Source organism: Pedobacter sp. ISL-64, assembly GCF_018613605.1.
In the GTDB taxonomy this organism is placed as follows: Bacteria; Bacteroidota; Bacteroidia; order Sphingobacteriales; family Sphingobacteriaceae; genus Pedobacter.
This window is the reverse complement of the sequence record NZ_JAGGPU010000041.1, coordinates 1-21,130: the sequence shown is the minus strand read 5'-3', so window position 1 is coordinate 21,130 and position 21,130 is coordinate 1. Positions and strand designations below refer to the sequence as shown.

Here is a 21,130-nt window from a genome sequence, read left to right as displayed (position 1 = left end):
CTTTTTAGAAAAAAATAATAGCTCCAGAAGAATCCAGAGCTACACATGATAAAATTCCTGAAGGAAGTTATCACTAAAACAAAGGTAAAGTTATTGTGCTGTTTTACAAATGGAAAGCATTTAAATTAATGCTTCTCAGAAGATAAAATTTTATCAACTTTTATTTGCTTTTAAAGACAGTACCTCTCCGCTTTATCCCGATAAATCGGGATGCCCGCTCCGATCAGGGCTAGAAACTTAGGCCTGTAGCACGGAAAACCGGCATAGTAGCAGAAAAATGACCAAACTAAACCTAAGGGATCGAACGAATGCCATTTTTCATGGCAGCAGGAAGAAATTAACCGATCGAGTACTACAACTGCTTTCCAAAAAAAGTAACTATAACAGTACATCTTCTTATTATTCTGGCTTTGCAGCATTCCATATATTTTTATTGAACCATTTCTTTGGCTAAACTTTTGTAGCGTCAAAACCATATACCTATCTATTTTAAACTTTTTAATTAAAAATGACCGAACCTACCTTAGATCAACAGTTAAATGCCCACAAATTCGAAGAGGCTAAAAGCATGATGCATAACGGCGAAAAACTTTCTAAAAGCATTCAGGAACATCATAAATCATCTATTTTTGATCATCTGGTGAGAGAGAAACAGTACGAAATCCTGAATATGATGCTAAAGGATAAAACCATCGAAACCGACATTTATGAATTCGACAGTTTTGACAAAAGCATTTTTCAGGCTATTGTCCGCAACCTTGGTAATGACGATGAAGATATTGCATTTTTCAATGAATTTATTACTCATTTCGACAACTTAAATGATGAGGTTAACACCAAAACACTATTAAGTTATTTCTTTGAAAACGGGGTGAGTTTAGCGCTGATCAAAGCATGTATCGATACAGGCTGCACAGCTAACTTCAAAAACAATGCAGAAGAAAACTACATCCATCAGGTGGTGAAAAGCAGTTTCCGAAGGTATAACATAAACGATGAACAGACTACCGATCTGCTTAAAGGATATATCGAACTTCTTCTTAGCGAAGGTGTTGATATTAATGAAGGCAATGTGGTGCAGGAAACCCCATTAATTACTGCAATAAAGTTTAACAAGAAAAATTTAATTGCCCATCTGCTCGAAAATGGCGCCGATCCCAATCATACCGACCGCGATGGAAATTCAGCTTTCTTTTATGCCGTGGTACATTCACAGAGCGAAAACATATACGATACGCTGCGCAATTTTGCCTCACCAGCTTTCGATCAGGTTAATAAAAACGGCGAAACATTATTATTTGAATATGTGCGGATGATGTCGAACAGTGAAAGTGGCATCAACTTCCTTAAGAAGCTGATTGAAGATGGCGCTGATTTATATCAGGCCAGCATGTGGTATGGCACTGATACTACTCCATTGGATATTATAGCCGAAAAACAGGCTGACATTTTACAGGCTGTGTTAGAAACCGGACAGGTAGATGTAAACAGGGCCGATAATAAAGGGAATACCCTGCTGCATAAAGTTTGTGCCTACAATGTAAATTACGAAGCAGAAAAAGCGAAAGAAACTTATCGTAAAGTAAAACTTTTGATTGAAAATGGAGCAGATATTGCTTTAACCAATGATCAGGATCAGACCGCACTGATGCTTGCATCTGATGATAACCTGAAAATAAAAACTGTAGAACTGCTCATGAAACAATCTTAACATATGTCGATGTCATTTATTATTGCCTGCGAAAGCGGCAAGCGCAAAATAGCCGAACTTTTATTGGCCAACCAAGAGGTAGAGGTAGATTATACAGATGAAAAAGGCAGAACAGCCCTCCATTATGCCGCCCACCGTGGATATTTAGACCTTGTACAGATTTTAATAGATCGTGGGGCAGCCTTAGATTACGAAGATCATGCTGGAGAAACACCGTTTTACTTTGCCTGTTTACAAAAACAGAAACAAACTGCACTATTTCTTTTAGATAAAGGTGCAAGAGTTGACATTAAGGATTTTAAAGGGAACAGCTTATTACACCTAACTGCACAAAGCGGACAGATTGAAGTGTTAGAAAAACTCCTCGATCAAGGTCTTGAAGTTGATGGAGAAAATAACGAGGCAGAAACGCCTTTGCTTATTGCTGCAAGTTGGCGGAACAAAGAAATTGTTCAAAAATTATTGGAATTTGGCGCGAATATCAATACCACCAATAAATATGGTGATTCACCTTTAATTTTTGCAGTTAAATCTAAAAACACACCAATGGTTGAGCTTATTCTCGAAAAAGGTGGAAATATCAACCATATTAATCATGCCGGAGAATCGGCCTTACTAATTGCCTGTTATGATGCCAACAGGATGTTGACCAAAATATTGGTAGAAAAGGGTTCAGATGTATTTGTTTCATCAAAAAATGGCCTATCGCCCATCTGGTATGCCTGCGCCAATAATCAGAAAGAAATTGTTGATTTATTTTTAACCAATGGTATAGATGTAAACTATGCTAAACCGCTTTCGGGTAACGACGATTCGATGTATTCGTACTTAGAATGGGTAGAAACCGCCAATAACATTTCCATTTCGGCCAGCTTCTCTTTCAACAATAACTACAACTACGGAGGCGAGAGCATGCTGCATGTAGCAGCCAAAAGCGGCCATTTAAGTATGTTAAAGCTATTAATAGAAAAAGGTGCAAACATTAATATTCAGGATGAAAGCGGAAACACTGCTTTACATTACGCGGCTGCGAATGGTAAAAAAGATGCGGTAAAATTTTTACTCGAAAAATCAGCCGACCCTACCATTGTAAATGTAAAAGAACAGAAAGCAATAGATTATTCGAATATTAAGGGTTTTAATGAAATTACAGCACTATTGTTGAAATATGGCCTTCCAGCTAATCCAAATGTGCAAGCAACAAGTACGGTATCAACAGAAAATATTGTTGAAGTTCCAAAAAATGATATGGCTGCGAAAAAACAGGCATTATTAGATTTAAAAGAGTTATTTGATGCCGGAATTTTATCGCAGGAAGAATTTGATGCAGAAAAAGCTAAGATTTTAAAAGGTTGAGTTAGCTGCCATGGTCGTCATTGCTTCGTCGGCTGAAAAACCTCCTCGCAATGACGAAATTTCTATTCAAAAATATTGTCTAATAAAATTTTAGTTATAAATTTATTTTTAAGAACTTTCCTGGTCAGAAAATCGAAATTTGATCGGAATATTCGACATTAACGCTCACACAAATGAAAAGTAACCCTAAAATCAAACTTCAATTATCTACCTTTCTCTTTCTTTCCATCTTTATATATGCCTGTTCGCCAAAACTATATATGGATGAAACCAAACGTTATCAGGCGGGGACATTAACTGATGCCCAGATGGATTCGTTGTATACTTTCTTGAAACAAAATGAAAGACTTACGCTAAAAGATACCATTATCATCAAATACGATTTCAATAAAGACGACTGCTGGAAAGACCTTAACTATCAGAACGCAGAATTCCTGAACAATGTAAGATGGGCCTTTCAAAAAAACATTCTGGAAAAAGCCGAAGCCAGACCAAAAGTTGCCATTTACCAATATCGTGAGGATGGAAAAAGTTTCAGTCCAATTAAATCAAAAGGTTTAGAAATAGAAACCGATTCGGGTTTTCTTAGAAAATTATTATTTAAAGAAGTTACTTCTTGCGGAACCTCGGCAATTATTATTCCTAACGGCAAATTTTTACTGGTAAAATCAGACCCACAATTTTCTGCACTGATATTAAACGCTAAAGACATTGAAAAGAAATTACAGGAAAATCTGATCAGATAATCTACGATAAGTAAAATCTCAACCGTCACCATTCTGCAAGCCCCAAAATGTTAGCAAACATTAAACACAATGAGTGAAATCCTAGTAGAAAAAAACAAAGAAGAAGAACTTCCAATACCACACATTTGGAGACCCATTTTTAAAAACATAGTGAAAGCATTTGTAAATAGGGACTACAACCTAAGTTTAGGCGTCAATAACGTAAATCTTGTTTCAGATAAAACTGCGGAACAAATACAAGAGTACATCGAGGACTACGGAGAGGAACTCATTGATTTACCAGACGAAACTTGGGACACTTCTGTTTACATTTGTTATGGTGAATATTGGAACGTGATAATTGACCTCTTCACTAAAAATGAGGGGTTAAGTGATTTAGTACTTAACGCTGAAGTAAGCGAAAAAGACAACAGCTATGCTGTTGATATTAACCTGGTTTACGTCCCGTAACAAATAAAGAAACGTTTGCCAACAGGTATTGCCAAACCATTAAAAAGCACCCATCTAAGTGAAAACAAGAATCATGTATATCGAATATAAAGGGGAGAGTCTGACAGGTGAGGCTAGGATCGGAAGAGTACAATTTTCCAAGACCGGAAAATCGATTCACTACAATGGAAAAACCTTTCAAACTTTAGGTGGACAAGGATTTAAGGCTAACTATTTTGACGTAGAGACTGGGGAACATTATTGGATTTCGGGCTGCAAAAAAGATGGAGGCGACAGGCTCTATGGAGAAAGAATCCCAATTCATATTGACGAAGATGCAAGGGAAGAATATTGGAAACAAATTCGAAGCCGCACAAACAACACAATACCAAAGCAATAAATACAAAATGACTTAGAGACAGTGCCGTACCTGTATTGTCGAAAATTCAACTACAACCTAATTGTACAGAAATTTAATGTAACCGTCAACTTGCGCCGAACCTTGGGACGTTACAAGCAACTCTAAAGACTACAATGGAACAAACAATCGACATTCAGATATCGACTAAAAAACTTTACAAAGACAGGGCAATTTGGGTCGGTACATTTCTCGGTGGACCATTAGCCGCTGGCTATTTAATCGCTGAAAACTTTAAAACATTTAACGAATTTGACAAGGCTAAAAAGACTTGGATTTATGCAATAATTGCAACTATTGTGGTTTTCGGTGGGGTATTTTTAATACCAGAAAATGTTAAAATACCAAATCAAATTATCCCCTTGATTTATACAGCAATTGCGTACTATCTTGTCAAACACTTTCAAGGACAAAAAATTACTTCGCACATTAATTCAGGCAGACAATTACATAGTTGGTGGCGCACAATTGGAGTTGGGGTTATAGGACTTACAATTACAGTAATTCCAATTTTTGGGTTTGCATTATTAATTGACTCAGGGACAAACGTAGGGACTGACACTAAAACTTATGGAGTAATGAAGCACGAAATAGCCTTTGACAAAAACAATATTTCAGAAACTGAAGTAAATAAAATTGCCGACGGCCTTACAAAGACAGTCTTCTTTGACGAAGCCGTTACAAAATATGTTTATGCAAAAAAATTAAATGACAGCTATGAAATATCAATTTCGTGCGACAAATCAATAACAAGTAATGAAGAAGCTTTACAGCCTTTTGTTCAATTGAGAACTGAATTACAAACATTGTTTCCTGACAATAAAATAGCATTCAATCTTGTGGTTGACAGCCTTGACAACATTGTAAAACGACTTGAATGAAAAGAAGGGTAGCTTGTTTAGAAACGATTTAACAAAATTTAACTAAAAAATTAGGTGTAATACTGTAATTTAGTTTTAATTAATCGTTTTCAAATTAACAACTGGAAATTTATGCTCAAATTCCTTTGCTCCACTCCCATAACTCTAAAAACGGATCATCTTTTCGGTGATCAGATTTTTGTTGCTCAATCAATATCTCAATTTTAAAAGATTATATAATAAAAGTACTTCCCTGTTAACATAGCATTGAACCAAGGGAAAATAATATGCGCTCTCCAGGAAGGTACTCCAGGGTACTTTCCTTTTATTGTTTATAATGATCTTTGTGCGCTTGGCAAACCATCTGTCCGTTTTTGATGTTATATTTTTCTGAACTAATTTCCTTTATCAAAACGGGTTAACATGAAAAATAAAATTTTCTGCACAGCAATACTTTCATCCATGATTCTTTTCGGATGTCAGTCTGATTCAGGTTCGCAAAAGCAAGGAGAAGATACAACACTTACTACCAAAAGCGGAACCGTAGATTTACCTGCACCCGATACCAATGCAGCCAAAAGTAAATTTAGCAAGGTTATCGATTGGCCCGAAGGTAAAACGCCCATTGCCCCAGAGGGTTTTGTGGTAACCAGATTTGCTTCAAACATTAAAAGCCCGCGCAATACTTATATTGCCCCAAACGGGGATGTACTGGTAGCGCTTTCTAATTCGGAAAGAAGCACTGCAGAAGCGGTTGCCAATGCAGTAACCGGCAAAGCTAAATCTGAAGTGCCCGGTAAAAGTGCCAACACGATTTTATTATACCGCGATGAAAATAAAGACGGCAAACCAGAAACTGTTACCACTTTTTTGAACGGACTCAATCAGCCTTACGGAATGCTGATTATTGGCAATTCATTTTATGTAGCCAATACCGATGGCTTGTGGCAATTTCCTTATAAAACCGGCGACACAAAAATAAATGCTACTGGCAAAAAAATCCTGAGCCTCCCAGCCGGTGGATATAACAATCATTGGACGAGAAATTTAATTACCAATGCGGATAAAAGCAAAATTTATATTACCGTGGGATCGGGCAGTAATGTTGGTGAAAATGGAATGGAAAACGAGGTAAGAAGAGCTAATATACTGGAAATCAATCCAGATGGAACAGGTGAGAGAATTTATGCTAGTGGTTTGCGTAACCCCGTTGGAGTAGATTGGGCGCCAGCTACAAACATACTTTGGACGGCCGTAAATGAACGAGATGGATTGGGGGATGATCTTGTTCCCGATTATATTACCAGTGTTAAACCCGGTGCCTTTTATGGATGGCCGTATTCTTATTTTGGTCAGAATGAAGATCCCCGTTTAAAAGGTAAAAATCCGGAGCTGGTTAAAAAAGCAATTGTGCCCGATATTGCCGTAGGTGCGCATACCGCCTCTTTAGGCTTAGCTTTTTACAAAGGCACAAAATTCCCTCAAAAATATCAGGGAGGTGCATTTATAGGCCAGCATGGGTCGTGGAACCGCTCTGCTATTTCCGGATATAAAGTTGCATTTGTGCCCTTTAAAGATGGAAAGCCAGCAGGCAAACCAGAGGATTTTTTAACTGGTTTTGTGGCTGATGCAGATAAGGCCGAAGTTTATGGCAGGCCTGTTGGTGTTACTTTAACACCCGATGGATCATTACTGGTTGCCGATGATGTTAGTGGCATAATTTGGAGGGTTGCTGCTAAATAATTTACAAAATAGCCACAGGTTAGCAGAATATGCACTAAATTTATCTGCCAATCTGTGGCTAAACCATCAATTATCGATCTATTGAAACCGAACCTTACTTTACTCTTGACTTTATTTTCCTTTACCGGTTTAGCGCAAACAATAAAGCCCGATTCGACCAAAAAACTCGAAGAAGTTACCGTTAAAGGCTATTACAATTCACATTCGTTATTAAGATCGGTATCAGCCGTAACTTTGATTGATAGCAATTTAATCGGAAATCAGCAGAGCAGTTCCTTAGTTAGCACTTTAAATACTGTTCCTGGTGTAAGGATGGAAGAGCGTTCGCCAGGTAGCTATCGTTTATCGCTTCGTGGCAGTTTGCTCCGATCTCCTTTTGGCATTCGAAATATTAAAATTTATATTGATGATTTCCCGTTAACTGATGCAGGTGGAAATACCTACTTGAATGCCTTAGATGTTTCTGCGGTAGGTATGATGGAGATTTATAGGGGACCAGAAGCCAGTATTTTTGGTGCAAATACAGGTGGTGCTATTTTGATTAATCCCCCCGCCATAAACCGCAATGAAATTAATATTTCAGCAATTGGAGGTTCTTATGGTCTTTTGCATCAAACGGCATCAATCAAGCAACAATATAAAAAGTATAGTTTCAGCGTCAGCGAAGGATATCAGAGAAGCGATGGGTATCGACAAAACAGTGCAATGGGTAGAAAATATTTTCAAACGCTGCAGCAATGGAATTATAGCAATGCTGGTAGTTTAAAGGCTTTTGCTTTTTACAGCGATTTAAATTACGAAACACCAGGCGGACTAACGCTTGCGCAATTAGATCAAAATCCTAAACTAGCCCGTCCGGCAACACCAACACTACCTGGCGCCATTTCACAGCAAGCTGCCATTTACAATAAAACCATTTTCGGGGGAATATCCAATTCGTACCAGATCAATAAATACCTAAAGCATGTTATTGCTTTGTTTACCTCGTATACCGACTTCAAGAACCCGTTTATAACTAATTACGAACAGCGCTACGAAAGTACGTTTGGACTAAGAACATTTTTAGAATATGCTCAGGCGAAAGAAGACATTAAATTTAATGCTCAAATAGGATTAGAAAGTTCTGCTACCAAAAGTCAGATTAAAAACTTTAATAACAATAGCGGGGAAGCTAGCTCAATGCAAGCTTCAGACCGCTTAAAAGCCAGCCAGGATTTTGCTTACTTCAGATTAAACTTCGACATCAACAATAAATTTCTGATCGAACTTGCGTCCAGTTTAAACTTTTTTAGCTACAACTATGAAAGTTACTTCCCTGTAACAATTGCAACAAAAGAGCGTAAGTTTAATACCCAATTTATGCCAAAGGCCGCCTTATCTTACTTAATCGCAAATGACATCTCTGTCAGGGCTTCTGTAAGTAAAGGTTATTCAACGCCTACTATCGCAGAAGTGAGGTCGTCTGATACCAACATAAATAATGACCTGCAAGCAGAGTCAGGCTGGAACTATGAACTGGGCTTAAGGTATAAAACAGGGAATAACCGCTTTTACGCCAACGGAAATATATTCCATTACGAGTTAAAAAATGCTATTGTAAGAAGGTTAAATCAAAACGACGCTGAATATTTCATAAATGCAGGCGGAACAAAACAAGAAGGTATTGAATTGGAAACAGCCTTGTGGATTATCAAAAACAATACTTCATGGTTAACAGGATTACAACTAAGAAGCAATTATACCTGGAGCCGATTTAAATTTGAAGATTTTGTAAGCGGCACTAGCAATTATGCGGGTAACCAACTTACCGGAGTTCCAAAAAACATATGGGTTAATAGTCTCGAATTTAACTTTAAGAAAGAACTTTATTTCTTTGCTCAACACAACTACACCTCAGCCATTCCGCTAAATGATGCCAATACCACCTTCTCTAAAAGATACCATCTGCTTGAAGTAAAGGCAGGAATAAAAAACCTAAGGTTAAGCAGAACCCGTCTTGATTTATTTGCAGGCTTAAACAATCTACTAAATGTTGATTACAGCTTAGGTAATGATTTAAACGCCGCAAATGGGAGGTATTTTAACCCAGCCCCAGGAATTAATTTTTATACTGGCCTTTCTATTAAATTGTAATCTTTAAATCGCATCATATAAATCAAACATTTACATGATGCGATTATTCTACAGGCTAAAAAGCCTCCTGTTTTTCATTTTCTCTAATTATCACATCGCTAACGACTACATCTACCCCATAACGCTTTTTCCCATCTTTACTGTCGTAACTATTTGCCTGTAACCTGCCCTCTACCCTTAATCCTGTACCCTTTTTAACCTGAGCTTCGGCAATTTCGGCTTTTGCATTCCAGAAAGTTAAATTGAACCATTGTACTTTTTTTATGTCCTCACCTGCAGCATTTCTATAGCTTTCGTTTATGGCCAGGTTAACTCTTGCTAATTTCTGATTTCCAAAAGTTTTAATCTCTGCATCTGCTCCTGCAAATCCGCTCAATACTACTTTGTTAATTGCACTTTCCATGATCTTTAAATTTTAAGTTTCTAAATGTTTAACGAACAGTCATCACCTCGATAACCGACAGGACAAAAGTGCCAAGATGATCAAAAATTAGTCGGTTCGTAAACATTTATAGTCGTTTATAAACGTTTATACACGGAAAACATGCATTTAAAGCTTTAGGAAAGATGTTTTATTTTTTTTATTCCACCATTTTATTTTTATAAATTAGGTCATCATCCCATAATAAAAAAAAGAAATTATTATGGAACGTTTATGTTTAGACTGCGGAGCCCTGATTAGAGGAAGGGCCGATAAAAAATACTGCGATGATTCTTGTCGTAACAATTACAACAATCGTTTAAAGATTGAGGATAATCTCGTGATTAAAAGGGTAAATAACATACTAAGAAAGAATCGTGCTATCCTTGCTGCTCTTAATCCAAATGGTAAAACCAAGGTTACCGGTAAAAAGCTAATTTCGGCAGGCTTTAATTTTGAATACCATACTTATAGTTATGAAACCCAGAACAGCAACACATACATTTTCTGCTATGAATACGGTTATTTGATTTTAGGTGATGACAGGTATCTGTTGGTAAAAAGGGAAGAAAAGCTTTGTTTGGCCTAGTTTAAAATGCTTTGATTTGCTAGTGTTATTTCCAGCACAAAAAGACACATATAATCTCCCGCAAATTTCGCAGAAAGCGCTGATTTGTAATTTACTCAGCGTTAATCTGTGTGATCAGCGGGAAATTAATAACCATTATACAATTACTTATCACTGGATTTAAACACCTGAAATTTGTAGAAAGCCAATCGTATGGATTTTTTTATTCAGGAGGAGATGGTTAGTTTTATCAACTTATGATAAATTATAATAACAAGCTTTTTAAACCGATCAATAATACAGATAATGGTGAAACATCAAACGAAACCATTTTTAGGTATAAACAAACAGGAAATATCCTTACTGCTGATTATACAGGCGGAAAAATTATTTTTGGTCATTTAATTGGTTTAGTTGATGAAAACGGCAACATTGAAATGCGCTATCACCAGGTAAATAATCAAGGGGAACTCATGACCGGAATCTGTCATTCAAAGCCAGAACAATTAGCCAATGGCAAAATCAGACTTCATGAAACCTGGCAGTGGACATCGGGAGATAAATCAAAAGGACAATCAATTATCGAAGAACAATAAATGCCTGGTTGATCAACAAGCTAAAGCCGTTGCGGTAAATTAAACACAAGCACCATTTTTGTCCAATTTCTTTCATCTCCAGTTTTATTAGCCAATATGCTTCCAAAAGAAAGTCCAATTAATCGAATACCGTTTATATTACGAACCGCATTCAATTTAGTTTACAGCCCGCTTAATTATCAAATAAATAACCTGCAAATAGAGGGTGAAAGTCGGGAATATGCAGCCTGTACTTTTGAATTAAACGGTCTAAAAATCAAGCACCGCCTTTCTAAAATTACCCCAACCAAGACTGGTCAATTTGTAACCATATGGAAGCGGAATGAAGCAGGAATTACTACTCCGTTTAATGATCAGGATGAATTTGACCTACTAATAATATCTGCTAATAATGCTGACCTATGTGGCCAGTTCATTTTTCCAAAAGCCATATTGGTGCAACATAAAATTATTACCAAAAATGGAATAGAAGGTAAAAGAGGGATTAGGATTTATCCTCCCTGGGATACAGTAACAAATAAACAGGCTGAGAAAACCCAACAGTGGCAAGCACCTTATTTTCTTCAGATTGATGTTAACGAAAATATCGATCTTGCAAGGGCGAAGAAATTAATCGGCAATTGAATTAAACAAACAGGATTTTAAAATCCCGGTCAAACTTAGCAAGTTTCGGGTAGTTTAACGTTTCTTTCCAAACTACTTTTGGATATAAATTATTCAAGACCATGAAAGCACAAGAAGAAATCAATTTCAATCGTATAGCCGAAGCCATTAGCTATATCAAGGCGAATTTTAAAACGCAGCCCGGTTTAGAAGAAATTGCAGAGAAAGTAAATTTAAGCCCTTTTCATTTCCAAAGATTATTTAGCGAATGGGCAGGCACTACCCCTAAGCGTTTTTTGCAGTACATTAGCATTGGCTATGCCAAAGAAATGCTGAAAGAAAACCAAAGTTTATTCGATACCGCATTAGAAACCGGCTTATCGGGAACCAGCAGGCTGCACGATCTTTTTGTAAACATTGAAGGGATGACACCGGGAGAATATAAAAACGGCGGCGAAAACCTCCACATCAATTATAGTTTTGCAGAAAGTCCGTTCGGTAATATCATTGTAGCCAGTACCTCAAAAGGAATCTGCCATATCGCTTTTTATGACGACGAAAATATTGCTTTGGCGAATTTGCAACGCCAATTCCCAGCAGCTCAATATCAGCAGATACTGGATAAAGAACAACAGAATGCATTATTTATTTTCAGTCACGATTGGAGCAAATTGCACCAGATTAAACTGCATTTAAAAGGCACTGATTTCCAGTTAAAAGTTTGGGAAGCTTTGTTAAAAATCCCTATGGGTAAATTGGCCACTTATGGTAACATTGCCAAACAATTACAAAATCCTAATGCATCCAGAGCTGTGGGTACAGCGATTGGCGATAATCCAGTAGCCTTTCTCATTCCTTGTCACCGGGTAATACAATCAAGCGGTGCTTTGGGCGGTTACCATTGGGGGGTGAACAGAAAAACAGCCATGATTGGCTGGGAGGCCGCAAAAACTAATGCTTAACCTTGTATGATCAAACATGCAGATATTTCAACGGAAGAACTCAAAAAACATTTAAAAAACAAAGATATTTGCCTCGGCGGAAATGCCAGGTTGAAGATTTATGGATTACTTAAATGCAGATCGGGAAAGCGGATGAAGAAAGAAAACCGTGTATTTTTCCGTTCTATAGATGAAGCGCTTCAACATGGCTACCGCCCTTGCGGGCATTGCTTAAACACAGCATATAAACAATGGATTTATTCAACACCACAATAGATATTAACCAAAATCTGCTCCCATACGATGGAACAGTAAATTATTATGGAAAATTATTTCCGATACCAGAAGCTGATCATTATTTCGATGTGCTGATGAATACTATTGAATGGAAGAATGACGAAGCTTTTATTATGGGCAAACACATCATCACCAAAAGAAAAGTAGCCTGGTACGGAGATGAAGCCTATTCTTATACCTACTCCAATAAATCGAAAATGGCCTTACCATGGACAAAGGAGTTACTGGAGCTAAAAAAAATATCAGAGGAACAAACAGGTACCGCATTTAACTCTTGTTTACTTAATTTATACCACAATGGTGATGAAGGAATGGCTTATCATAGCGACGACGAGAAGGCCTTAGCTAAAGATTCTGCCATTGCATCATTAAGTTTCGGCGCTGAGCGAAGATTTCTTTTCAAACACAAAAAAACTAAAGAAACGGTAACCTTATTTTTAGAAAATGGAAGTTTATTGGTGATGAAAGATGAAACGCAAACCAATTGGCTGCACCGCCTTCCACCAACCAAAAAAGTAAGTAAGCCCAGGATAAACCTAACCTTCAGAACAATGGTGGTTTAACCTTGGCTGGTTAAAATGTCTTATATTTTCTGCAATTGAGGCTTTACTTTATCAAAGAATTTCTGAAATTCCTTATTATCAGCATAAGGCATACCTGGAAATCCACAACTCTCGAAACAGATTCTCAAATAGTTGATAAATGTTGTGTCATTAGGTTCATTTAAAAACTTACTATCAATACTTTTTTCCTTATTTAACTGCAATGCATACGGAGGGCCACCGCTAACATTATCCTTATGAAGATCGTCTGCAGATAGATCCAGAAATGCAAAGCCAAAATCATCATCCTGAATGTATTCTTCCATTTCTTCCAGCCAGTATTGATCGGTTACCTGCGAAACACAGTCGGTTAAAGGTGCTACCTGAATAGGATCTGCCATCTCCCATAGAATATCTGGATTATCTTGGTAATTCCACGCAAAATTGCACGAGCCAACAATTTGATAAAACATTTTCATCGACACTGGTAGTTTACCTACCAGTTCTATGTTCTGCTCTAATATATTAAGTAGTTCGTCCGTATTAGAGAAGGGCATCAATAATGCTTCGTCATTTCCCGTCTCATCTGCCCAGAAAACGTAATCAATATTCTTAAGTTCCTTGTAGATAATCTCAAGATTGAACCTAACGCGTTGGAAAGTCTCAATCAATACTTTTTCAACATCAGGATAGTAACTAGGAGAAAATGCCTCCTCTCCTAATTTTTCAATATCGGCATAAACGCTATGCGATTCTCCGTTTTTATACCTGTCATAAAAATTCATTATCTACACCTAAATGGAATAAGCAATATAGACTAGTGCTTAAACTCCTTAATATCTACAATGCGGTCATCATCAGCATTTTTCTTTAAGAACGATGTTCCATTTGCATTCGCTACCCAGGTATAATCTCTTTGAATATTTCCAACAAGGGTTTCAGGTTCATTTATTAATACTGTTGGCAATGGCAGGTTAAAAGTTTCGCCCGTTGCCGTATTTACCTGGTACAAAGAATTGGCGGTTAAAAAAACCAGTGTAGTTTTATCGCTAGAGTACATAAAAAATTTCCCCTGGATACGTTCGTCAGGATTTTGTCTCTTAATAGGATAAACCCTTGAATTTATAGTTGTGATAAAAAAATCGTTATTCACCAAAATATTACTACGCGTTAATTCTTCCAAACCATTTGTATATTTTTTATCTTCAGCACCTTTTGATGGTTTATTCAAGCTCACCACTTCGGTTTTTCCATCATTAACAGAAATGATATAAAACGGGGCCATTTTACCTGTTTCATTAGCAACCTGTACTAATACAGTTGTTTTTTGTGTGTTGATGAATGATGCAACAATAAATTTCTGCGCAGCGGCGCTTGGCGCATCATCAACAATAATAGTGGTATCTTTATATTGAATGGCAAAGCGATCGGCTGCCGCCACAGCACCAGAATCTGTTTTTACGATAGTAAGTATGTTTTTCTTCGATTTCGGGAAAACATTAAAATCGTCACTGGCAGCAAACGGTCTTGCCTTGTAGGCTTTTTCAGATTTACCGCAGCCAAATAAAACAACGGAAAGTAAGAGTGCATAAAGCGTAATTTTCATAGGTATTGTTATTTATTTTTTTGCTAATTTATAACCTTTATTGCGCTTATTTTATCAAAGTCACCAGAAAATTACCACATCTGCTTAAAAAGCGCAACAGATTGTGTTTTATGCCGATATTCCACTGTCTATTAATTATAAAGACCACAGTCTCTGGCTTTTGCTTCTCCTTCAGATTCAAACGTCTTACCCTCTGTATTTAGATGGCAGAATTTGACTACTTCAGACTAAATTCCTTATTTTTGATCAACAGATAACCAATGGCAAACACATCGAATTTTCTCGCTAAAAATAAAAGCGTAATCTTATATGGGGTTTTCCTGGCTGCACTACTGTTTTTACTGAAGTGGCTTGAACTTCGTTTCATTATCATCAACCATGCGTTCGAAATTTATGCTGGTTCGATAGCTGTTATTTTTACAGCTTTAGGTATTTGGCTTGCGCTTAAATTAACCAGGCCCAAAACCATACTGATCGAAAAAGACGTTTTTACCGGGAAGCCTGAAGCATTTATCCTCAACGAAAAAGAACTGACTAAACTCAACATAAGCAAAAGAGAGCTGGAGGTTTTGCAGCTCATGTCTGTAGGTTTAAGCAACCAGGAAATTGCGTTAAAGTTATTTGTTTCCTTAAACACCATAAAAACACACAACGCCAGGCTTTTCGGGAAACTGGAAGTTAAACGCAGAACACAGGCCATAGAAACAGCCAAAAGACTCTGTATTATCCCTTAGTGCATTGACGGATTGGTATTAAAAAGCAATCAATCTGAAAAATCACCCTAAAGTATGAGGGTTAAAAAAAATAATCGAAGCAATTTTGTGGTGTAAACCTCTTAAATTATAAACAGATGAAACCATCATGAGCAAACGCTCACAGACAGAGATGAATATTGCTCATGATAGCTTCATCACAATTAAAAACAAACTATATACTGATGAAAAAGAACGTAATTGTATTTGGATTAATCGCCGGCTTAATTGTATCAACCTTAATGGTGCTCTCTATGGCGAGATGTTATAGCGACCCTAACCTTGAGCACAGCATGCTTATCGGTTATGCCTCAATGGTATTGGCTTTTTCCTTTATTTTTGTCGGCATCAAAAACTACCGCGATAAATACAACGATGGATTAATTACTTTCGGCAAAGCATTTAAAATCGGGGCATTGATCAGTTTGGTAGCTTCTACCATATATGTTATGGTCTGGTTAATTGATTATTACGTATTTATGCCCGATTTTATGGATAAATATGTTGCCCAGGCACTTAGAGAAGCTAAAGCAGATGCTGCGTCGGCAGCTGAGCTGGCAACTAAGACAAAAGAACTGGCTTCCAGTCAGGAAATGTACAAAAACCCAGTCATGGTAGTTCTATTTACCTATATGGAAATACTGCCTGTAGGAATATTGATCTCATTGGTAGCAGCACTCATTCTGAAAAGAAAACCAGGCACTCCATTAAGTGTAAAAACCGCTTAACATACCTGTTAAACTGATCTCCTTTTATTAATTTTAAGCCATAAAAAAACAGCTATGTATACGATACCCTTTACCAATATAGATTGGAGCCAGATAGAAAAAGTAGAATACCCTGGCGAAACAGGCACAGCAACATGGCAAACCTTAAACCTGGATGGCTTAAGGATCAGGATTGTAACCTACTCTGCGGGCTACCTTGCCGATCATTGGTGCGAGAAAGGCCATATTGTACATTGTTTGGCAGGTAGCTTTGTAAGTGAAATGGAGGATGGAGCAACATTCGCGCTTAGCGCGGGGATGACGTATGTGGTTTCTGACGATTTAAGTTCACACCGGTCAGTATCACAGGAAAGCGTGAAACTTTTAATCATTGATGGCAGTTTTTTAAAACCAAAAGACGCTTAAGGTGATTTATTAAGTACCACCCCATTTCGCAGTTATTATAAAAAATAAAATGATGCTGGTTAAATCACTTTTGGGTGAATTTCTTCATGAAGCAGAAAACACCCGCAAACTTTTAAATGCAATACCAAACAGTGCTTTGGATTTTATACCCTCAGCACACTCCTGGACTACGGCCCAGTTGGCATCGCACATTGCTGAAATCTACGATTGGTATCCCGGAACTTTTCATGGTAACGAATTTAACATGGATACCTATAAGCGTGACGAGGTAGATATCAGCGATATCGAAAATATTATAGGCAAATTTGAACGGGCCTTTAACAGGGCTAAAGAAAGTATCGAATCGGCCACAGACAAAAGCATGTTCGAAGACTGGAAAATGACCGCTGGAGGTAAAACGGTTCTCCAACCCATGCCAAGGATCCAGGTAATACGGGGCTTTTTAATGAACCATATTTATCACCACCGTGGCGAAATGATTGTATACCTGCGTTCAACAGGGAATAAGGTACCAAGTATGTATGGTCCCATTTACGAGGACAGTCTTAGATAAGGTTCAGAAATTATCTTAATTTTGAACAAAAGATTATAAATGAAGATTTTTGCCGAAACCGAACGTTTAATTTTACGCGAATTGCTACCTACAGATGCTAAGGGTATGTTTGAAATGGATGGTGATCCTGAAGTGCATCTTTATCTTGGCAATAATCCTGTAAAATCAATCGAGCAAAGTATTGCAGAAATAGAATTTATCAGAAAACAATATATCGAAAACGGTATTGGCAGATGGGCTGTTATCGAAAAAGCAACAGGTAATTTTGTAGGTTGGTCGGGCTTAAAACTAATTAAAGAATCTACCAATAACCATATTAATTATTACGATCTGGGGTATCGGTTCAGTAAACGGTTTTGGGGAAAGGGTTACGCTACAGAAACTGCAATGGCGGCACGAGACTATGGTTTTAATGAACTAAATCTGCATGAAATTATTGGCATAGCAGATATCGATAACCTGGGATCTATCCATGTTCTGGAAAAAGTGGGTTTAAAACGGATCTCTATTTTCGATTACCATGACATAAAACATCACTGGATGAAGATTGAAAAACCATTTTAGCGCTTTCAAAAAGCAATTTTGTCTTTTTATGGTTTAGTTTTTGATGTTAAAAAGGAAAATCATTTAAACCTTACATTATGAAACACCTAATCTTCTGTGGAATGCTGCTCTTATTATTGAGTTCTTGTAAAGAAAAATTAGATCCAGCGAGCTTTACCAATACTAAATGGGAGTTAACATCGCTGCCAGGTTTAAACTTACCCACAACAGCAAAAGCAACGCTAAATTTTGCCGACAGCCTTAAAATCAGTGGAAAATCATTTTGTAACAATTACGGTGGCCAGGGAGAAATTGCAGATAATAAAATAACCGTTAAAAATGTTTTTGGCACAAAAATGTTCTGTCAGGAAACTGATGCAGCTGAACGCGCTTACTTACATGCCCTTAATCAGGTTAATGGTGCTAAAATAACTGGTAATAAGCTACATCTGCTGGATGGCGATAAAACCTTACTGGTTTTCACCAAAACAAACTAGAATCTTTACATGCATAAAAAAGGCTGAATAAAGTATTTTTACTATTTTCGGCCTTTTGAGTTTAACGCAGGAGTGATGCCATCGATAACAGAAGATCTGAAGTTTTTTTTCTCAACCATAAGAAAAGCATTTAATTTATTTCAGCAGAATGATCCCTTACGCCTGGCCGGTGCTACTGCTTTTTTCACCAATTTCGCCTTACCCCCAATATTAATTATCCTCATCAGGCTATTTGGTATGTTTACCGATAGGCGCTTATTGGCTACACATCTTTTCGAACGGCTGGCCAGTATTCTCGACAATGAGAGTATTTTACAGATCAGAACAACCCTAAGGAATATCCGTGGTATCGATCAGGCCTGGTATGTTACTTTGTTCAGTTTTATATTTTTCCTTTTTGTAGCTACCACCCTATTCAATGTGATTAAAAACTCTTTAGAGCAGATTTGGAATATAGGCCAAAAAGATAAAAAAGGGATTGTTAATACCCTTAAATCGAGGGCTATATCTTTTACCATTATCCTTTTAGTAGGAATATTGTTTTTTATAGGTTTATTGGCCGACAGCGTGCAGGCTTATATTGGTGCCTATTTGAAATCAGGTTCTCCATCTTTTAGCTTAATTTTAACTTCGGTGATTAATCAGGTAGTATTTGTAATCATTGTAACCACTTGGTTTACCATACTTTTCAGGTATTTAACCAATGGTCGTCCTACATGGCGGGCAGCAATTTCTGGAGGCCTGTTAACCGGATGCCTATTTACAGCAGGAAAATATATTTTAAGGATTTTGTTGCCATTGAGTAACATCAGCAACATCTATGGATCAGCAGGTTCGATTATTGTAATTATGCTTTTCGTATTCTACTCTTCGTTGATATTTTATTTTGGCGCATCTTTTATTAAAGCGTTAAGTGTCGGTCGGGCCACACCCATTGTACCAAAAAACGGATCGTTTGCTTATGAGTTAACAGAAATTGAACCAGAAAAAGAGGATTAATAAGAAAGGGAGATAAAATTAATTATATCTCCCTTTCTTATATTAACTAGGTTCACTTAACTAGTATCGTCATGCTGAACTTGTTTCAGCATCTATCACACTAAAAAAGACCCTGAAATAAATTCAGGGTGACGATTCGCAAGGAGCTGTTACAAAATCCTATAACCTAAGCCAACTGTAAATAAGTTTAACTTAGTACCAGGATAACCTGCTTTATTGATTTTTGATAAGCCAAGTTCGTAACGTGCATCGAAGCTTAATTTTTTAAGGTCTAAGCCCGCTCCAAACTGCCATGCCAAAGCCTGATTTTTAAAGTCGGCTCTGAAAACGCTTCCTGCAGCCTGACCAAAACTCTGATTTTCATCTAATATTAACGAAAACATCGGCCCGGTGTTTAAGCGGAGGCCAATACCAGCAGCACCAAACTTAGTACCTACCAATAATGGCACATCTAAACTTGTAAAACGCACTTTATTTACTTCTCCCGTTGACTCACTTACCAAATCTGCTTTTTTGCCCGACACATAAAGCTCTGGCTGGAAGTAAACGCCTGCAGCACCTACCCTGGCCCAAAGGCCACCGTAAAAACCTGCACGGTTGTTACTGTTAAAAGTGTTTTCACTATCAAATTTCGAAAAATTTGCACCAGCTTTAATACCCAGCTGGAAAGATGGCAATACCTGTGCGCTAGCAAATAAGCCAACAAGCAAAAAGGCAACGGTTAAAGATAAAAATTTCATATGCGATTAATTTTAGCTGGTGGCATTGTTAATGGCTTCCTGTTCTTTTAAAGCATCAACATTGTTTTTATCACCAAAGTTTTGTGTTTTACCTGCAAAGTAATCTAAAATTCCTGAGATAGTATCTAAGTTATCAGCTAAATTTTGATGAATATCCGGTAAATCTTTTTCCAGGCGATTATCGCCCAATTCGATATTATCGACTTCAATTTTACCAATTTTCTGAATAAGTGCCTGCTGAGAGTTTTGTAAGTCTTCTAATTCACGCACAATCTTTTCCATTAATTCAAACTTCTTTAAAGTATTCATAGGTTCTTATTTTTAGTTAACTATTCCTTATAAACCCCTTAGCGCTGGTTTTGTTTTATTTCGCCAATCTTTTAACAAAACAGATTTGGAAATACCGAAAACAACTAATAAATTAGTTTAAAATTATCTGTCATGAAAAAGCTCCTTACATTATTGGCCTTAGTTGGTTTAAGTTTAGCTGGTTATGCCCAAAATACAAGCGCTGTCGATAAGGAGAAACTTTTCGATTTCTATCAGACCCAGCGTTATGCAGATGCTGCTCAATACCTCAAAGGCATTTATGGAGAAGAAGTAAACGATTTTAAAACCCTCAGCCAGATCGGCTATTGCTTCTTAATGGCAAGCAACAATGTTGAAGCAGAAAAATTTTACGTTAAGGCCTATACACTGCAGCCACAAAACCTGCCTATTCTTTTCAGTCTCGGCAGTATCAATAACAAAAGGGGAAATACTGAAAAAGCCAAGCTGTACTACGGCGAAATTGTAAAAATAGATAGCAATAATTTTAATGTGTACAAACTGCTGGCTAATTTGTATAGTTCTCCAAAGGACGATTCACTTAAACTCATCTACCTCTTGAAGGCTAATCTGATCAATCCGTTAGAGGGTGATGTTGCTACCGATCTGGCTGAGG

At 37.2% G+C, this 21,130-nt stretch carries 27 protein-coding genes; 22 read left to right on the top strand and 5 right to left on the bottom strand.

What is annotated here, in order from left to right:
* Positions 1-508: 508 nt before the first annotated feature.
* The 8 genes from J7E57_RS27010 (at position 509) to J7E57_RS26975 (ending at position 9,396) form a co-directional block, all read left to right on the top strand.
* On the top strand, positions 509-1,711 hold the full coding sequence (locus J7E57_RS27010) for an ankyrin repeat domain-containing protein (protein WP_215132130.1): 1,203 nt from the start codon (positions 509-511) through the stop codon (positions 1,709-1,711).
* A gap of 9 nt (positions 1,712-1,720) precedes the next feature.
* Positions 1,721-3,067, top strand: a complete 1,347-nt coding sequence (locus tag J7E57_RS27005; RefSeq protein WP_251030050.1) for an ankyrin repeat domain-containing protein — start codon at positions 1,721-1,723, stop codon at positions 3,065-3,067.
* Between the two features lie 173 nt (positions 3,068-3,240).
* A complete protein-coding gene (locus J7E57_RS27000) occupies positions 3,241-3,813 on the top strand; it encodes a hypothetical protein (RefSeq protein ID WP_215132126.1) in 573 nt (190 codons plus the stop codon).
* Positions 3,814-3,882: 69 nt separating this feature from the next.
* Positions 3,883-4,263, top strand: coding sequence for a hypothetical protein (locus J7E57_RS26995; protein WP_215132124.1), 381 nt, complete (start codon positions 3,883-3,885; stop codon positions 4,261-4,263).
* Between the two features lie 58 nt (positions 4,264-4,321).
* Positions 4,322-4,642: a hypothetical protein gene (locus J7E57_RS26990; protein ID WP_215132122.1), complete on the top strand. Its 321-nt coding sequence runs from the start codon at positions 4,322-4,324 to the stop codon at positions 4,640-4,642.
* Positions 4,643-4,776: 134 nt separating this feature from the next.
* Positions 4,777-5,541: a hypothetical protein gene (locus tag J7E57_RS26985; protein WP_215132120.1), complete on the top strand. Its 765-nt coding sequence runs from the start codon at positions 4,777-4,779 to the stop codon at positions 5,539-5,541.
* A 402-nt stretch (positions 5,542-5,943) separates the two neighbouring features.
* Positions 5,944-7,263: a PQQ-dependent sugar dehydrogenase gene (locus tag J7E57_RS26980; protein ID WP_215132118.1), complete on the top strand. Its 1,320-nt coding sequence runs from the start codon at positions 5,944-5,946 to the stop codon at positions 7,261-7,263.
* 54 nt (positions 7,264-7,317) lie between these two features.
* A complete protein-coding gene (locus J7E57_RS26975; protein ID WP_317196574.1) occupies positions 7,318-9,396 on the top strand; it encodes a TonB-dependent receptor in 2,079 nt (692 codons plus the stop codon).
* 55 nt (positions 9,397-9,451) lie between these two features.
* Here the strand turns inward: J7E57_RS26975 and J7E57_RS26970 are convergent, their stop codons facing one another.
* Positions 9,452-9,799: a single-stranded DNA-binding protein gene (locus J7E57_RS26970; RefSeq protein ID WP_215132117.1), complete on the bottom strand. Its 348-nt coding sequence runs from the start codon at positions 9,797-9,799 to the stop codon at positions 9,452-9,454.
* Positions 9,800-10,040: 241 nt separating this feature from the next.
* Here J7E57_RS26970 and J7E57_RS26965 point away from each other — a divergent pair, with 241 nt between their 5' ends.
* The 6 genes from J7E57_RS26965 to J7E57_RS26940 all read left to right on the top strand — a co-directional run bounded on the left by J7E57_RS26965 (position 10,041) and on the right by J7E57_RS26940 (position 13,385).
* A complete protein-coding gene (locus tag J7E57_RS26965) occupies positions 10,041-10,406 on the top strand; it encodes a hypothetical protein (RefSeq protein ID WP_215132115.1) in 366 nt (121 codons plus the stop codon).
* A 236-nt stretch (positions 10,407-10,642) separates the two neighbouring features.
* On the top strand, positions 10,643-10,981 hold the full coding sequence (locus J7E57_RS26960; protein WP_215132113.1) for a n-acetylglutamate synthase: 339 nt from the start codon (positions 10,643-10,645) through the stop codon (positions 10,979-10,981).
* A gap of 96 nt (positions 10,982-11,077) precedes the next feature.
* The gene (locus tag J7E57_RS26955; protein ID WP_215132111.1) at positions 11,078-11,605 is read left to right on the top strand and encodes a MepB family protein; all 528 of its coding nucleotides are present in this window, start codon (positions 11,078-11,080) and stop codon (positions 11,603-11,605) included.
* Between the two features lie 101 nt (positions 11,606-11,706).
* Positions 11,707-12,546 (top strand): methylated-DNA--[protein]-cysteine S-methyltransferase, encoded by an 840-nt coding sequence (locus J7E57_RS26950; RefSeq protein ID WP_215132109.1) that lies wholly within the window; start codon positions 11,707-11,709, stop codon positions 12,544-12,546.
* A gap of 6 nt (positions 12,547-12,552) precedes the next feature.
* Complete coding sequence (locus tag J7E57_RS26945) at positions 12,553-12,801, top strand: Ada metal-binding domain-containing protein (protein WP_215132107.1); 249 nt, start codon at positions 12,553-12,555, stop codon at positions 12,799-12,801.
* Positions 12,777-13,385 (top strand): alpha-ketoglutarate-dependent dioxygenase AlkB family protein, encoded by a 609-nt coding sequence (locus J7E57_RS26940; RefSeq protein WP_215132105.1) that lies wholly within the window; start codon positions 12,777-12,779, stop codon positions 13,383-13,385. The genes J7E57_RS26945 and J7E57_RS26940 overlap by 25 nt, the downstream gene beginning before the upstream one ends.
* Before the next feature lie 20 nt (positions 13,386-13,405).
* On the opposite strand, the gene J7E57_RS26935 is transcribed toward J7E57_RS26940, so the two are convergent.
* Both J7E57_RS26935 and J7E57_RS26930 read right to left on the bottom strand, forming a co-directional pair.
* A complete protein-coding gene (locus tag J7E57_RS26935; RefSeq protein WP_215132102.1) occupies positions 13,406-14,149 on the bottom strand; it encodes a hypothetical protein in 744 nt (247 codons plus the stop codon).
* A gap of 32 nt (positions 14,150-14,181) precedes the next feature.
* Positions 14,182-14,970 (bottom strand): hypothetical protein, encoded by a 789-nt coding sequence (locus J7E57_RS26930; protein ID WP_215132101.1) that lies wholly within the window; start codon positions 14,968-14,970, stop codon positions 14,182-14,184.
* Between the two features lie 260 nt (positions 14,971-15,230).
* Here J7E57_RS26930 and J7E57_RS26925 point away from each other — a divergent pair, with 260 nt between their 5' ends.
* The 7 genes from J7E57_RS26925 (at position 15,231) to J7E57_RS26895 (ending at position 19,447) form a co-directional block, all read left to right on the top strand.
* Entirely contained in the window at positions 15,231-15,704 is a 474-nt protein-coding gene (locus tag J7E57_RS26925) for a response regulator transcription factor (RefSeq protein WP_215132099.1), read from the top strand.
* A gap of 203 nt (positions 15,705-15,907) precedes the next feature.
* Positions 15,908-16,450 (top strand): DUF4199 domain-containing protein, encoded by a 543-nt coding sequence (locus tag J7E57_RS26920; protein WP_215132097.1) that lies wholly within the window; start codon positions 15,908-15,910, stop codon positions 16,448-16,450.
* 54 nt (positions 16,451-16,504) lie between these two features.
* Positions 16,505-16,855: a DHCW motif cupin fold protein gene (locus J7E57_RS26915; protein ID WP_215132095.1), complete on the top strand. Its 351-nt coding sequence runs from the start codon at positions 16,505-16,507 to the stop codon at positions 16,853-16,855.
* Between the two features lie 49 nt (positions 16,856-16,904).
* A complete protein-coding gene (locus tag J7E57_RS26910; RefSeq protein ID WP_244215931.1) occupies positions 16,905-17,408 on the top strand; it encodes a DinB family protein in 504 nt (167 codons plus the stop codon).
* 39 nt (positions 17,409-17,447) lie between these two features.
* Positions 17,448-17,972: a GNAT family N-acetyltransferase gene (locus J7E57_RS26905; protein ID WP_215132093.1), complete on the top strand. Its 525-nt coding sequence runs from the start codon at positions 17,448-17,450 to the stop codon at positions 17,970-17,972.
* 77 nt (positions 17,973-18,049) lie between these two features.
* Positions 18,050-18,448 carry an META domain-containing protein gene (locus J7E57_RS26900; protein WP_215132091.1) on the top strand — a complete coding sequence of 133 codons (399 nt, stop codon included), beginning with the start codon at positions 18,050-18,052 and terminating at the stop codon, positions 18,446-18,448.
* 75 nt (positions 18,449-18,523) lie between these two features.
* Entirely contained in the window at positions 18,524-19,447 is a 924-nt protein-coding gene (locus tag J7E57_RS26895; RefSeq protein ID WP_215132089.1) for a YihY/virulence factor BrkB family protein, read from the top strand.
* Between the two features lie 149 nt (positions 19,448-19,596).
* Here the strand turns inward: J7E57_RS26895 and J7E57_RS26890 are convergent, their stop codons facing one another.
* Positions 19,597-20,187 carry a porin family protein gene (locus tag J7E57_RS26890; RefSeq protein ID WP_057932575.1) on the bottom strand — a complete coding sequence of 197 codons (591 nt, stop codon included), beginning with the start codon at positions 20,185-20,187 and terminating at the stop codon, positions 19,597-19,599.
* Positions 20,188-20,199: 12 nt separating this feature from the next.
* Complete coding sequence (locus J7E57_RS26885; RefSeq protein WP_029277458.1) at positions 20,200-20,496, bottom strand: hypothetical protein; 297 nt, start codon at positions 20,494-20,496, stop codon at positions 20,200-20,202.
* A gap of 132 nt (positions 20,497-20,628) precedes the next feature.
* Between J7E57_RS26885 and J7E57_RS26880 the strand changes: the two genes are divergently transcribed.
* Positions 20,629-21,130 (top strand): tetratricopeptide repeat protein (locus tag J7E57_RS26880; protein WP_215166340.1); only part of this gene is annotated, 502 nt, incomplete at its 3' end.

What these genes read in the sequence shown, in the direction of transcription:
- J7E57_RS27010 (WP_215132130.1), top strand. Translation starts at nt 509, where the DNA reads ATGACCGAACCTACCTTAGATCAACAGTTAAATGCCCACAAATTCGAA.
- J7E57_RS27005 (WP_251030050.1), top strand. Translation starts at nt 1,721, where the DNA reads ATGTCATTTATTATTGCCTGCGAAAGCGGCAAGCGCAAAATAGCCGAA.
- J7E57_RS27000 (WP_215132126.1), top strand. Translation starts at nt 3,241, where the DNA reads ATGAAAAGTAACCCTAAAATCAAACTTCAATTATCTACCTTTCTCTTT.
- J7E57_RS26995 (WP_215132124.1), top strand. Translation starts at nt 3,883, where the DNA reads ATGAGTGAAATCCTAGTAGAAAAAAACAAAGAAGAAGAACTTCCAATA.
- J7E57_RS26985 (WP_215132120.1), top strand. Translation starts at nt 4,777, where the DNA reads ATGGAACAAACAATCGACATTCAGATATCGACTAAAAAACTTTACAAA.
- J7E57_RS26980 (WP_215132118.1), top strand. Translation starts at nt 5,944, where the DNA reads ATGAAAAATAAAATTTTCTGCACAGCAATACTTTCATCCATGATTCTT.
- J7E57_RS26970 (WP_215132117.1), bottom strand. Translation starts at nt 9,799, where the DNA reads ATGGAAAGTGCAATTAACAAAGTAGTATTGAGCGGATTTGCAGGAGCA.
- J7E57_RS26965 (WP_215132115.1), top strand. Translation starts at nt 10,041, where the DNA reads ATGGAACGTTTATGTTTAGACTGCGGAGCCCTGATTAGAGGAAGGGCC.
- J7E57_RS26960 (WP_215132113.1), top strand. Translation starts at nt 10,643, where the DNA reads ATGATAAATTATAATAACAAGCTTTTTAAACCGATCAATAATACAGAT.
- J7E57_RS26955 (WP_215132111.1), top strand. Translation starts at nt 11,078, where the DNA reads ATGCTTCCAAAAGAAAGTCCAATTAATCGAATACCGTTTATATTACGA.
- J7E57_RS26950 (WP_215132109.1), top strand. Translation starts at nt 11,707, where the DNA reads ATGAAAGCACAAGAAGAAATCAATTTCAATCGTATAGCCGAAGCCATT.
- J7E57_RS26945 (WP_215132107.1), top strand. Translation starts at nt 12,553, where the DNA reads ATGATCAAACATGCAGATATTTCAACGGAAGAACTCAAAAAACATTTA.
- J7E57_RS26940 (WP_215132105.1), top strand. Translation starts at nt 12,777, where the DNA reads ATGGATTTATTCAACACCACAATAGATATTAACCAAAATCTGCTCCCA.
- J7E57_RS26935 (WP_215132102.1), bottom strand. Translation starts at nt 14,149, where the DNA reads ATGAATTTTTATGACAGGTATAAAAACGGAGAATCGCATAGCGTTTAT.
- J7E57_RS26930 (WP_215132101.1), bottom strand. Translation starts at nt 14,970, where the DNA reads ATGAAAATTACGCTTTATGCACTCTTACTTTCCGTTGTTTTATTTGGC.
- J7E57_RS26925 (WP_215132099.1), top strand. Translation starts at nt 15,231, where the DNA reads ATGGCAAACACATCGAATTTTCTCGCTAAAAATAAAAGCGTAATCTTA.
- J7E57_RS26920 (WP_215132097.1), top strand. Translation starts at nt 15,908, where the DNA reads ATGAAAAAGAACGTAATTGTATTTGGATTAATCGCCGGCTTAATTGTA.
- J7E57_RS26915 (WP_215132095.1), top strand. Translation starts at nt 16,505, where the DNA reads ATGTATACGATACCCTTTACCAATATAGATTGGAGCCAGATAGAAAAA.
- J7E57_RS26910 (WP_244215931.1), top strand. Translation starts at nt 16,905, where the DNA reads ATGATGCTGGTTAAATCACTTTTGGGTGAATTTCTTCATGAAGCAGAA.
- J7E57_RS26905 (WP_215132093.1), top strand. Translation starts at nt 17,448, where the DNA reads ATGAAGATTTTTGCCGAAACCGAACGTTTAATTTTACGCGAATTGCTA.
- J7E57_RS26900 (WP_215132091.1), top strand. Translation starts at nt 18,050, where the DNA reads ATGAAACACCTAATCTTCTGTGGAATGCTGCTCTTATTATTGAGTTCT.
- J7E57_RS26895 (WP_215132089.1), top strand. Translation starts at nt 18,524, where the DNA reads ATGCCATCGATAACAGAAGATCTGAAGTTTTTTTTCTCAACCATAAGA.
- J7E57_RS26890 (WP_057932575.1), bottom strand. Translation starts at nt 20,187, where the DNA reads ATGAAATTTTTATCTTTAACCGTTGCCTTTTTGCTTGTTGGCTTATTT.
- J7E57_RS26885 (WP_029277458.1), bottom strand. Translation starts at nt 20,496, where the DNA reads ATGAATACTTTAAAGAAGTTTGAATTAATGGAAAAGATTGTGCGTGAA.